Annotated in this window: 12 protein-coding genes; 4 read left to right on the plus strand and 8 right to left on the minus strand. The window is 45.7% G+C overall.

The window, feature by feature from the left end; genetic code table 11:
• Positions 1–280: 280 nt before the first annotated feature.
• From coaBC to CAG69_RS22105, 3 genes are all read left to right on the plus strand, one after another.
• Positions 281–1,480, plus strand: a complete 1,200-nt coding sequence (coaBC, locus tag CAG69_RS22095; protein ID WP_054701136.1) for a bifunctional phosphopantothenoylcysteine decarboxylase/phosphopantothenate--cysteine ligase CoaBC — start codon at positions 281–283, stop codon at positions 1,478–1,480.
• Positions 1,481–1,651: 171 nt separating this feature from the next.
• Positions 1,652–2,242 carry a nucleoid occlusion factor SlmA gene (slmA, locus tag CAG69_RS22100; RefSeq protein ID WP_005379386.1) on the plus strand — a complete coding sequence of 197 codons (591 nt, stop codon included), beginning with the start codon at positions 1,652–1,654 and terminating at the stop codon, positions 2,240–2,242.
• Positions 2,243–2,248: 6 nt separating this feature from the next.
• Positions 2,249–3,199, plus strand: coding sequence for a Kdo(2)-lipid IV(A) acyltransferase (locus CAG69_RS22105; RefSeq protein WP_033905948.1), 951 nt, complete (start codon positions 2,249–2,251; stop codon positions 3,197–3,199).
• Positions 3,200–3,283: 84 nt separating this feature from the next.
• Here the strand turns inward: CAG69_RS22105 and pyrE are convergent, their stop codons facing one another.
• Positions 3,284–3,925, minus strand: coding sequence for an orotate phosphoribosyltransferase (pyrE, locus tag CAG69_RS22110; protein WP_026000307.1), 642 nt, complete (start codon positions 3,923–3,925; stop codon positions 3,284–3,286).
• A gap of 104 nt (positions 3,926–4,029) precedes the next feature.
• Complete coding sequence (rph, locus tag CAG69_RS22115) at positions 4,030–4,746, minus strand: ribonuclease PH (protein ID WP_017634994.1); 717 nt, start codon at positions 4,744–4,746, stop codon at positions 4,030–4,032.
• 184 nt (positions 4,747–4,930) lie between these two features.
• On the opposite strand from rph, the gene CAG69_RS22120 reads away from it, so the two are divergent.
• Positions 4,931–5,797 carry a YicC/YloC family endoribonuclease gene (locus CAG69_RS22120; protein ID WP_005384776.1) on the plus strand — a complete coding sequence of 289 codons (867 nt, stop codon included), beginning with the start codon at positions 4,931–4,933 and terminating at the stop codon, positions 5,795–5,797.
• A 55-nt stretch (positions 5,798–5,852) separates the two neighbouring features.
• Here CAG69_RS22120 and CAG69_RS22125 read toward each other — a convergent pair whose 3' ends face one another.
• The 6 genes from CAG69_RS22125 to CAG69_RS22150 form a co-directional block, all read right to left on the minus strand.
• On the minus strand, positions 5,853–6,278 hold the full coding sequence (locus CAG69_RS22125; RefSeq protein ID WP_025768316.1) for a phosphate-starvation-inducible protein PsiE: 426 nt from the start codon (positions 6,276–6,278) through the stop codon (positions 5,853–5,855).
• A 168-nt stretch (positions 6,279–6,446) separates the two neighbouring features.
• A complete protein-coding gene (locus CAG69_RS22130; protein ID WP_005379372.1) occupies positions 6,447–7,286 on the minus strand; it encodes an ABC transporter ATP-binding protein in 840 nt (279 codons plus the stop codon).
• 35 nt (positions 7,287–7,321) lie between these two features.
• A complete protein-coding gene (locus CAG69_RS22135; RefSeq protein WP_005379371.1) occupies positions 7,322–8,179 on the minus strand; it encodes an ABC transporter ATP-binding protein in 858 nt (285 codons plus the stop codon).
• 9 nt (positions 8,180–8,188) lie between these two features.
• The gene (locus tag CAG69_RS22140) at positions 8,189–10,015 is read right to left on the minus strand and encodes an extracellular solute-binding protein (RefSeq protein WP_161446244.1); all 1,827 of its coding nucleotides are present in this window, start codon (positions 10,013–10,015) and stop codon (positions 8,189–8,191) included.
• A 38-nt stretch (positions 10,016–10,053) separates the two neighbouring features.
• The gene (locus tag CAG69_RS22145) at positions 10,054–11,097 is read right to left on the minus strand and encodes an ABC transporter permease (RefSeq protein ID WP_053303397.1); all 1,044 of its coding nucleotides are present in this window, start codon (positions 11,095–11,097) and stop codon (positions 10,054–10,056) included.
• Position 11,098: 1 nt separating this feature from the next.
• Positions 11,099–11,902 (minus strand): ABC transporter permease, encoded by an 804-nt coding sequence (locus CAG69_RS22150; RefSeq protein WP_237668113.1) that lies wholly within the window; start codon positions 11,900–11,902, stop codon positions 11,099–11,101.
• Between the last annotated feature and the right edge of the window lies 1 nt (position 11,903).

The raw sequence follows: 11,903 nt of genomic DNA on the forward strand, positions 1-11,903 counted from the left end.
GTAATACACCACTGAGATCAACGTAGTGATCAACAACAGCGGAATTAGGGTTATCAGCAGCAATTTGTTTCGACTTTTCAACACCATGGTTTCCACTACCTCTTTTTCTTTTCAGACTTGCAAACTCCGCGCAACTTGTCTGTGAGGTAGGCGAGAATTTTCCCTTCCTCGGTCAGATTAATACTCTGGAGTTTGATGTGAATTATCTTCTCGTTATATATGCTCGGGCGGTCAGACTTTGAATTGTGTTAAAATCCGGTCATCAAATTGGAGATCTCACATGCAAACACTAGCAGGAAAGAAAATTCTACTCGGCATCAGTGGCGGTATTGCCGCGTATAAATGTGCGGAGCTAACCCGTCGCCTCATAGAGAGAGGAGCGCAAGTTCAAGTTGTAATGACGAAAGCCGCAAAAGAGTTCATTACCCCTTTAACCATGCAAGCCGTTTCGGGCCGTCCTGTCTCGGACAGTTTACTAGACCCAGCAGCGGAAGCCTCTATGGGCCATATTGAATTGGCCAAATGGGCAGATTTAGTGCTATTAGCGCCAGCGACCGCGGACTTAATCGCGCGCATGTCCGCAGGCATGGGGAACGATTTACTTACTACGCTCGTGCTCGCGACGGATTCCCCTGTTGCTGTTTCTCCGGCGATGAATCAACAGATGTATCGCAATATCGCAACCCAAGAGAACATCGCTACGTTAGCGCGTCGTGGTATGCACATCTGGGGCCCTGCGGCAGGAGAGCAAGCCTGTGGTGATGTAGGACCAGGTCGAATGCTGGAACCAATGCAGCTAGTACAGCTATGTGAACAGTTCTTTCAACCAAAATTGCTAGAAGGTAGGTCGATACTCATTACCGCCGGACCAACTCGCGAAGCGATTGATCCAGTGCGTTACATTACGAACCATAGCTCCGGGAAAATGGGCTATGCATTGGCGAGCGCCGCAGCGCAGATGGGAGCAAAAGTCACCCTCGTGAGCGGTCCTGTCAGTTTAAATACGCCCGTAGGTGTTGAGCGCATAAATGTTTCCAGTGCCCAAGAGATGCACGAAGCCGTTATGACACATGCAAACCAGCATGATGCCTTTATTAGCTGCGCTGCCGTTGCCGACTACCGCCCACAAACGATCGCGTCTCAAAAGTTGAAAAAGACAGAAGACAACGACGAAATGGTCATTAATATGGTTAAAAATCCTGATATTGTTGCATCTGTGGCAGCAATGACGGAGAAGCGTCCGTTTACCGTCGGTTTTGCGGCTGAAACCAATGATGTAGAGACCTATGCTCGAGGCAAGTTAACAAAGAAAAACCTCGATATGATCTGTGCAAACGACGTTTCGGTTGCAGGGCAAGGATTTAACAGCAACGACAACGCAATTACCCTTTACTGGCCTGAAGGTGAACTTGCGCTCGCTTTGGAATCAAAAGAAGCATTGAGCGTTAAAATTCTCGAAAAAATGCATCAATTGATGTAACTAACGTTTGAAAACCCTGCCAATTTTTTACAAAAGCTGGCATAAATTTGGTACAAAAATGACAACTAAGGGTGTTAAATCTCCCATTCCACCCTTAGTGGTCTAGTTTGAGGCGAAATAGCGTCTTATAATCCCCTCCGCTCAACTTTGTATTTTGAAAGGAAGTAACTAATGGCCGGCAGTAAAAAATCCAACCGTCGTGAAGAAATCTTACAAGCATTGGCAGAAATGCTTGAATCAACAGATGGCGCTTCACGCATTACTACGGCAAAACTGGCCAAGCAAGTCGGCGTTTCAGAAGCCGCGCTGTATCGTCATTTCCCAAGTAAAGCGCGCATGTTCGAAGGGTTGATTGAGTTCATTGAAGAAGCCTTGATGACACGTATCAACCGTATTCTAGACGACGAAAAAGATACACTAGAGCGTATTCGTATGGTGATGCACCTTATTTTGGCGTTCTCTGAACGTAACCCAGGTCTAACACGCATTTTGTCGGGTCATGCTCTAATGTTTGAAAATGAACGTCTACGTGAACGCATCAATCAACTCTTTGAGCGTATAGAAACACAATTGCGCCAAATCCTGCGTGAACGTAAGATTCGTGAAGGGAAGTCTTTCCCTGTCGAAGAGCGCATCCTAGCCGCGCAAATTCTGGGACAAGTTGAGGGGAGCCTAAACCGCTTTGTGCGTAGCGACTTTAAATACCAGCCGACTGCAAACTTTGACGAGTACTGGGCGCTTTTGAGTGCACAAATAAAGTAAAAGACTATGAGTAAAGACAAATACACGCAGCCCGAGTTTTCTCTTTCACTTCTTCACCCTCGTAACTGGGGCGTATGGCTTGGTTTTGGTCTGTTGGCCATCCTCGTCAATATTCTTCCTTATCGGCTGCTGCTTTCATTAGGTCGTTCACTCGGCAAACTTGGCATGCGCTACGGTAAAAAGCGTGTCCACGTTGCTCAGCGTAACTTAGAATTGGCCTTTCCAGACAAAACACCTGAAGAGATTCAACATATTGTTGAAGAGAACTTCAAAAATACCGGTATGGCACTGATAGAAACCGGAATCACTTGGTTCTGGCCGACTTGGCGCTTTAAAAACCTGATCGTCGAGAAAGATCTCGGCGCACTGCGTGAAAAAGCCAAAGAAGGTAAAGGCGTCCTACTTTGTTGTGTCCATGCTCTTAATCTAGAGATCACTGCGCGTGCTTTCGCCGTGTTAGGCGTGGCCGGGTACGGCGCGTTTCGTCCGCATAATAATCCTGCTTATAACTTTATCCAGTATTGGGGACGGACACATAACGGCAATAAACTGATTGATCGTAAAGATGTAAAAAAGATGATTCGTGTTTTACGCAGCGGTGAGCGTCTGTTCTATTTACCGGATCACGATTACGGTCGCAAAAAATCAGTATTTGTGCCCTTCTTTGCCGTAGACGATGCGTGTACAACAACAGGCACGAGCATTCTGGCGTATACCTCAAAATGTGCGATCATCCCAGGCTCAGGGTTTCGCAATGACGAAGGAAAATACGACATCATCGCCGATAAGTGCATTGAAGCCGACTATCCACAAAAAGACGAAGTCGCCGCTGCCGCTTATATGAACAAGTATGTGGAAGAAGTCATTCTACGCGCTCCAGAGCAATGGATGTGGCTCCATAAACGCTATAAAACCATGCAAGATGAGCATGTCGAGAAAGGCATTCGCTATAAGTAAGTGGTCAAGGCGATGAATCCAAAAACAAAAAAGGGCAGATGAATATCCATCTGCCCTTTTTACTTTTTCAGAAAAAGTAACCAATTAAATGCCGTATTCTGCGCGGTATGCTTTGACTGCTTCTAGATGCTCTTTGTCTGTGCCTTTCTCTTCAAGGAAAGTCACAAGGTCAGTCAAGCTAACGATCGAGATGATTGCACAACCAAAGTCACGCTCCACTTCTTGAATCGCAGACAACTCACCTTTGCCTTTTTCTTGGCGGTCAATCGCAACCAACACACCAGCAAGGTCTGCGCCATTTGCTTGAATGATTTCCATCGATTCACGAATCGCAGTACCTGCTGTGATTACGTCATCCACTAGCATGATACGACCTTCAAGCGCAGAGCCTACAAGGTTACCGCCTTCGCCGTGATCTTTCGCTTCTTTACGGTTGAAGCAGTAAGGCGTGTCGACGTCATGATGATCCGCCAGCGCGACTGCTGTTGTCGTCGCGATTGGGATACCTTTGTACGCCGGGCCAAACAGCACATCAAACTCAATGCCAGAATCAGCAAGCGCTGCTGCGTAAAAACGACCAAGACGCGCTAGGTCACGACCAGTATTGAAAAGACCAGCGTTAAAGAAGTACGGGCTTTTACGGCCAGATTTCAAAGTAAACTCACCAAACTTAAGAACTTCTTTCTCAAGTGCAAACTCAATAAATTCACGCTGGTATGCTTTCATTATTTTCTCTCTATGTCCTTGGTTTCTTGTGTCTCTTCTCGACAATCATTCATTTCTCTATTGTCGAGATAAAAAAATAGCCCCCATAATGGGAGCTATTTAAATCAATTGGCTAACGCCGCCTTCTGCGCTGCGACAATTTCCGTAATGCCGACTTTCGCCGACTCTAGCAGAGCCATCAGCTGCTCGTGACTGAACGGTTCACCTTCTGCGGTGCCCTGAATTTCAATCATCTTGCCTTCTTCTGTCATTACCACGTTCATGTCTGTGTCTGCCGCTGAATCTTCAACGTACTCAAGGTCACACAGAACATCATCACCTAGCAAACCAACTGAAACTGCCGCTACGTGGCCTTTCATTGGGTTTGCTTTTAGCTTGCCGCTATCTACTAGGTGTTGGAATGCATCGGCCATTGCAACACTTGCGCCGCTGATGGATGCAGTACGCGTACCACCGTCAGCTTGGATAACGTCACAGTCAACGGTGATCATGAACTCACCCATGGCTTTTAGATCGACAACTGCACGTAGGCTTCGCGCGATAAGACGCTGAATTTCCATCGTACGGCCGCCTTGCTTTCCACTTGCCGCTTCACGACGAGTACGCGAATGTGTTGCTCGAGGTAGCATGCCGTATTCAGCTGTAACCCAGCCTTTACCTTGACCTTTTAGCCAACGTGGCACAGATTCTTCGACGGTCGCATTACACAACACTTTGGTGTTACCGAACTCAACTAGCACTGACCCTTCAGCGTAAGCTGTGTAGTTACGAGTAATTTTGATAGGGCGAACTTGATCCGCCTTGCGATCGTTTGGACGCATGGGCATCTACCTTAAATATGAGGAGAAGACGATTTGGTTGGGCGAAGATTATAACGGAATCGATTCCGGATTCATAGGTTACGCATCTGGCACAACATAAACAATCCATACATCCCGCGCACCTATCGACGCAGCATGATACACTCTTGAAGTAATTTTCAAAAAATGAAGACAGGAAAATTCGATGATTTACAGTATGACAGCGTATGCACGCAAAGAAGTAAAAGGCGATTGGGGTTCTGCGGTATGGGAAATCCGCAGCGTGAACCAGCGTTATTTAGAAACATACTTCCGCATGCCAGAGCAATTTCGCGGGTTAGAGCCCGTTTTACGTGAGCGTTTTCGTAAGCGCTTAGCGCGAGGCAAAGTAGAATGTAATCTACGTTTTGAAGCAAACCCTGCCGCAAAAGGTGAGCTTAGCATCAATGAAGCGCTTGCTAGCCAGGTAATTAAAGCCGCTGAACAAGTCATGCACATGACTGGTGAACTGAGCCGAATCAATCCATTTCAAGTTATGCAATGGCCGGGGGTAATGGAAACGCCAGAGCAAGACATGGATGCGGTAAATAAAGTGCTACTAGAAGCGTTTGATGGCGCAATGGATGAATTTATTGAAGCGCGCGCTCGTGAAGGCGAGAACATGAAGGCGCTGATTGAGCAACGCCTCGAAGCGATCACATCAGAAGTTGTGAAAGTGCGCGCACGCATGCCAGAAATACTAGAGTGGCAACGTGAGCGTCTGTTCTCTAAATTTGAAGATGCAAAAGTAGAGCTAGACCCATCTCGCGTTGAGCAAGAGCTTATCCTTCTGGCACAGAAATCAGACGTAGCAGAAGAGCTAGACCGTCTTGATTCTCACGTAAAAGAAACCACGAACATTCTGAAAAAAGGCGGCGCAGTGGGTCGTCGTCTAGATTTCATGATGCAAGAGTTCAACCGTGAATCGAACACGCTAGCGTCGAAATCCATCAGCACCGACATCACCGCATCGGGCGTTGAACTGAAAGTTCTAATTGAACAGATGCGTGAGCAGATCCAAAACATTGAATGATCTAAAAGTCATCGAGTATTGAAACAAAAAAGCCCCGCTAATACGGGGTTTTCTTTTATTCGTCTTTTTCCAAGGTACTGTTATCAACGTAGGGCCAATAATGGTGCCCAATTCTGATCAGCAAAGTAGCCGCAGCCAAAATAAACGCAGCCAGAGATAACCACACAACCAAAACTGCATCCAGCTCTTTCATTCCGAGTGTGATGTAGCGGGCGATGGCCATCATCGCGATGTAGATAGGATAGCGTACCGGAATTTTACCGTTCATCACGAACTGCTGCACCATAGCGAGCACTTCCAGATAGATAAACATCAACAGAATATCCGTGAGTAAGACACGCTTCTCTACAAATACGTGCACAAACTCTTGCATCATGGCGTACAACGTCGCCAAGGTAATAGAGACTAATAACACCGCCTCCAAAATATGGAAGATTTTCAGGAAAGGTCGACTAAAGGATTTCGGTAAATTCGACGGCATGGTCCATTATCCAAACAAAGAAAATAGGCCTTGAGTTTAGCATGCAACGATCTTCAATCAATCAGAATAAACATCAGTGCAAATCGACTCCAAGTCCTGGCATTTGCTTATAAAAACGCTCCGCTTATTTGGCGGAGCGCTTTTGTGTTATAGGACCTGTGGCATCACTTACGCCACTTGCTGCTTTTTTTCAGCTACGCGCTTTTTCTTCCGATATTTAGGGTGAGTGATCGGAATCGCAGATAGGAGTTTTTTGGTGTATTCGTTTTGCGGGTTTGCATAAATTTCTTTAGCACTGCCTGCTTCTACCACTTTACCAAAATACATCACGGCAACTTTGTCAGAAACATGTTTCACCACCGAGAGATCGTGAGAGATAAATATGATCGCCAAGTTCATTTCTTGTTGCAGTTGTAGCAATAGGTTCAAGATTTGCGCCTGTACCGACACATCTAACGCAGATACCGATTCATCACAAATCAGCAGTTTAGGCTTCAATGCAATCGCGCGAGCGATACCGATACGCTGCCGTTGCCCGCCTGAAAATTCATGTGGATAACGGTTTACTGCCGTTTCTGGTAATCCCACTTTGATTAAAAGCTCTTTTACCCATTGTTTACGCTCTGTTGGCGTGCCAATTTTATGAATAACAAACGGTTCTTCCAGAATCATACCGATGGTATGACGCTGATTGAGTGACTCCATTGGGTCTTGAAAGACGATTTGCATGTCTTTACGCAGCGATCGCATCTCTTTCACAGACAATTTAGTGATGTCTTTACCTTCAAAGAAAATCTTACCTTCTGTTGGCTCGTATAACTTTAAGATCGTGCGACCAAGGGTGCTTTTACCACAACCTGACTCACCAACTAGCCCCAGTGTTTCACCTTCAGAAACAGACAGTGAAACCCCGTCTACCGCTTTGATGGTGTAGCCTTTCTTGAACAGCCCTTTACCAGAAACAAAGTGCTGCTTAAGATTTTCAATTCTTAATACTTCTTTTGCCATAACATCCTCTTTTATGACTGGTTCACTTTGCCCAGTTAACTGGCAAACATACTGGCATCAATAGGCTTGATATCGATCATCTGCTTCGGCTCATTATCTAAGCTCGGCATCAATCCCATTAAACGCTCTGTGTATGGGTGCTGCGGGTTATCAAACAACTCAAAAATTTCTGCTTTTTCGACAATACGTCCGCCATACATCACGGCAACATCATCACACACTTCTGCCACAACCCCGAGATCGTGAGTGATGAAGATCATCGCCATGCCCGTTTCTTCCTGAAGCTCGTTCATCAGTTCAAGGATAGACGCCTGAACCGTAACATCCAACGCTGTAGTCGGTTCATCACAAATCAGAATATCCGGCTTACAGGCCAATGCCATCGCGATCATGACACGCTGGCGCATACCACCAGATAGGTTATGGGGATACTCATTCAATCGCTTCTCTGGCATTGGAATTTTTACTTTTGCCAGCATTTCAATCGAGTACGCCTCCCGCTCCTTTTTGTCGAGCTCAGGTCGATGGAGCTCAAGCACTTCACATATTTGACGACCAATGGTGTGCACTGGGTTGAGCGCCGTCATCGGGTCTTGGAAGATGATCGAAATGCGATCGCCACGCATGGCGTACATCTCTTCCGCAGGCAAATCAACTAGGTTGGTGCCGCGATAATTCACTTCACCTTTGATAATGTTGCCATATGGCTTAGGTAATAGCCCCATGATCGACATTGAGGTTACGCTCTTACCACTACCTGACTCTCCTACCAGACCGAGTGTACGTCCAGCTCTCACATCAAAGTTCACACCATGCAGAACCTTCACTGGCCCATCATCGGTGGTAAATTCAACTTCGAGATCTTTAACACTTAGGATTACATCGTTTTCCATAACCAATCCTTACAGCTTATAAGTGTCATCTACGACAACAACAGGTTCAAAAGCTTTGCCTGACTTCATCGCTTGTTTCGTTTCTTTTTTGATATCACTATCAATCCAGTAAGTGCCATCGCCTATGATTGCACCACTGAACAGCGCCTCTGTCATGCGATTCATTGGCTTATCTGGAAACTTTAACCAGCGCCAGTGACCATAGCGGACATAAGGAACCATGTAGCCTGGGACGATAACGTGAGCATCAATGATGTCACGCTGAATCTCATGACCTAGCTGGATCTTTTTATCCATATCCATGCCAAAACGATACTCGATGATCTTTTCATCCAGTTCAGGCGTGCTGTAGTTTGTGAAAGAGTTAGTTTGCGGCTTGTTCGCATTGACTGAATGGAAGTACTCCCAATACGTTGGGATCTCAGACGTACCCATATCTAAGAAAGCCAAATCGTGCTTTTTCTCACGTACGTATTTGAACATGGATGAGCCATCAACTAACTTGAGCTCAATATCCAGCCCTGCTAGCTTGGCTTGCTCACGCAAAAATGCAATACGAGGAGTATGAACAGGTGTTCCGTAGGTCAGCTCGAAGCTTAAGCGCTCACCTTTATCATTAACACGAATACCATCAGAACCAATTTTGTTAAAGCCTGCGGCTTCGAATGCCTCGGCCGCTTTTGCGGGATCGAACTTCGGTGCCTTAGCATCTGGTAGGGTGTATTTACCATGACCATAACCGGTCGGGTTCGGTTTACGGGAGTAGTCGCCACGCATGACATTCTCTATCATGCCATCAAAGTCAATCGCGTAAGTAATGCCCTTGCGAATGTTTAAATCATCCAGCAAAGGCATCGCGGTGTTCATCCATACACCACCAGCCCCAACTGGGAATTGGTTGTAACCCCAGAACTTTTGAATGTATCCCTTTTGGTAAGGTTCCGTATTCGATTTATCATGCCATAAGCTTGGTAAAACAAGACCAAATGCGTCCAGCTTCCCTTTCTCAAAGTGCTTCATCGCGATATCACTGTCGCGAATCACTGTGATGCGGATTTTGTCGACATTATAGCGATGTTGATAATACTTATTGCTGTAACCCCACCAGTCTTCACCGACATGTTTGAAGGTCACACTTTTACCTTTTTTAATGTCATCTAGGTAGTATGCACTGGTCGTTGGTTCACTTTTAAAATTGTAGTAGCGGACAAAGTTGTCATGTATACCGTCACCATTTTCATCTTTTGAAGGGTTAGCATAAAAATGTGCGGGACGTGGGCGCAGAGCCCCCATTCGTAACAGCAATTCTTCCGGATTGAACTCTTTCGCGGCCTTAACAGCAAACGTATGAGTGTCGTACTTGATAACATCCGCAATCGTTTTGTTGTAGTAATCGTTGTACCAAGGTTCCAAGATGTCTTTGGAACGATAAAACTTCAGCATGAACACGAAATCGTCGGCAGTCACAGGTTTGCCGTCCGACCATTTGGCTTCAGGGTTGAGTTTGAAATAGACCGTTTTGTTGTCACCTGCTAACGCCCACTCGTTAGCAAGCTCAGGTATGAACTCTAAAGTATCTGGGTGGCGGACCACCAAGCCTGGTGTTTCATCTAAGATAAAAGAACGTAGCCCTGCATTAGCGTCTGGACCAACACTACGTAACGTCTGCGGGAAACTTGACATAAAGGTGCGATAAGTCCCTCCACGTTTCGCTTCTAGCGAACCATATTGAGGCTCATCCCAGTTTGTTTGCCAGTTTAAGTCAGTCGGAAGCGTTGCTGACATTGCACCAAAACTCAGGGCGCTCAGCGTGGACGCTAAAAATAATTTCTTCATAAAACTTCCCTTTTTTATGTTTTGCTCACAATGCTCGCTTAAACATAGCGTGTGAATTTTTTCGGGTCGAAAGCCGCTCGAATGGCTTCACCAATAAAGGTCACCATTACCAGAACCAGAACAATAGAAGTCACTACTGACGCAACAATCCATGGCGAATCTAAGTTTGACTTACCTTGTTGCAGTAATTCCCCCCAACTTGGTGTTGGTGGCATCAAGCCTAAGCCTAGGTAATCGAGAGCAGTCAATGCTGTGATGTTAGCTGCAATAGTGAAAGGTGCTAGGGTTACAATCATCACCATCGTATTTGGCAAGATGTGATTAAACAAGATACGTCCAGTCGATGCCCCTAAAGCACGTGCCGCCATTACGTATTCTCGTGCCGCTTCTTTATAGGTCATGGTCCGCATGTACCATGTCATCCCCATCCAAGTGAAAAGCACGTTAATAGCGACAAAGAGAGCAAACGTCGGTTGAACGATTGAAACAAGAATCATTATGACGTACAAAAACGGTACCATTGACCAGATTTCGATAAGTCGCTGTACAAACAAGTCAAATTTACCGCCCCAAAAACCCATAGCACAACCGACTGCAGTACCGATCGCGTAGGAAATGGCCATCGTAAGCAACGCAAATCCCATCGCAGTTCTGAATCCGTAGACGAGTCGCGCCAAAATATCGCGACCTATCACATCTGTACCTAAATAATGCTTATTTTCGGCACTAGGTGCTGTTGGCGGGAAATCACCACTAAAATCTTGTTCATATGGGTTCCACGGCACAAGCGGCAAAATAACAAAGTTGTCGCCCCCTTCAGCCTCAAACGCTTTTTGCAGTACACGATAATCGGCTTCACTGGATGACTCTTGGCCGAATTCGCTACCTAAACGTACGTCACTGACAACAGGAAAATAGTAGCTACCATCGTACTTGACGACTAGCGCTTTACTGTTGATCAAAAGTTCGGCGAATAGAGAAAGGAGCAACATGATAGAAAGAGCAACAAACGACCAATAGCCTCGTTTGATCTCTTTAAAGTGACGAATTTTCTTTTGAGTTAATGGACTAACTTTAATCATGTTACGCTCCAAACTTCACACGAGGGTCGACTAAAGCAACACAAATATCTGAAATGATGTTACCAATGAGCAGTAACAACGCATTAATGGCGACAATACCCATAACAACAGGGTAATCACGCTCCATGATTGATTCGTAACCCAATAAGCCAATGCCATCAATATTGAAGATAACTTCAATCAGGAAGGCACCGGTCATGAAGAACAACAAAGAGTTACCAAAGTGACTCGCGATTGGAATTAAGCTGTTACGCAACGCGTGCTTACGAACTGCTTTTTTGAAAGGTAATCCTTTCGCAATTGCGGTGCGGATGTAATCTGAGGAAAGGTTTTCCATCAGGTTATTTTTCATTGTCATCGTCAGCGTGGCAAAATCACCAATGAGGTAACAGATCAAAGGCAACACCGCATGCCACATAATGTCTTTAGCGCGTTCAAAGAAGGTTTCGTAATCGTCGAAGTCATCGCCGACAAAACCTCCCATCGGAAACCATTCCAAGTGATAACTAAATAACGTGATCAGCAATACACCCACCACATAACCTGGTAGCGCGTAGCCTACGAAAATGAGTACTGAAGAAGCGGAATCAAACACAGAACCGTGCTTGAGTGCCTTATAGTAACCAAGAGGAATCGAGATAAAATAACTAATAAAGAAGGTCATGCCGCCATAAAACAACGACACTGGCAAACGCTCTGCGATCATGTCCGAGACAGGCTCGTAGTAACGCGTCGACTCGCCAAGATCTAGCATTACCAAACGACTTAACCACTCGACGTACGCTTCCGTTACAGGTTTATCCAGG

Origin of the sequence: Vibrio sp. V43_P6S15P86, assembly GCF_009904725.1 — a bacterium.
Lineage (GTDB): Bacteria > Pseudomonadota > Gammaproteobacteria > Enterobacterales > Vibrionaceae > Vibrio > Vibrio diabolicus.

Excerpts from the sequence above, each read along its gene's own strand:
- coaBC (WP_054701136.1), top strand. The coding sequence starts at position 281 with ATGCAAACACTAGCAGGAAAGAAAATTCTACTCGGCATCAGTGGCGGT.
- slmA (WP_005379386.1), top strand. The coding sequence starts at position 1,652 with ATGGCCGGCAGTAAAAAATCCAACCGTCGTGAAGAAATCTTACAAGCA.
- CAG69_RS22105 (WP_033905948.1), top strand. The coding sequence starts at position 2,249 with ATGAGTAAAGACAAATACACGCAGCCCGAGTTTTCTCTTTCACTTCTT.
- pyrE (WP_026000307.1), bottom strand. The coding sequence starts at position 3,925 with ATGAAAGCATACCAGCGTGAATTTATTGAGTTTGCACTTGAGAAAGAA.
- rph (WP_017634994.1), bottom strand. The coding sequence starts at position 4,746 with ATGCGTCCAAACGATCGCAAGGCGGATCAAGTTCGCCCTATCAAAATT.
- CAG69_RS22120 (WP_005384776.1), top strand. The coding sequence starts at position 4,931 with ATGATTTACAGTATGACAGCGTATGCACGCAAAGAAGTAAAAGGCGAT.
- CAG69_RS22125 (WP_025768316.1), bottom strand. The coding sequence starts at position 6,278 with ATGCCGTCGAATTTACCGAAATCCTTTAGTCGACCTTTCCTGAAAATC.
- CAG69_RS22130 (WP_005379372.1), bottom strand. The coding sequence starts at position 7,286 with ATGGCAAAAGAAGTATTAAGAATTGAAAATCTTAAGCAGCACTTTGTT.
- CAG69_RS22135 (WP_005379371.1), bottom strand. The coding sequence starts at position 8,179 with ATGGAAAACGATGTAATCCTAAGTGTTAAAGATCTCGAAGTTGAATTT.
- CAG69_RS22140 (WP_161446244.1), bottom strand. The coding sequence starts at position 10,015 with ATGAAGAAATTATTTTTAGCGTCCACGCTGAGCGCCCTGAGTTTTGGT.
- CAG69_RS22145 (WP_053303397.1), bottom strand. The coding sequence starts at position 11,097 with ATGATTAAAGTTAGTCCATTAACTCAAAAGAAAATTCGTCACTTTAAA.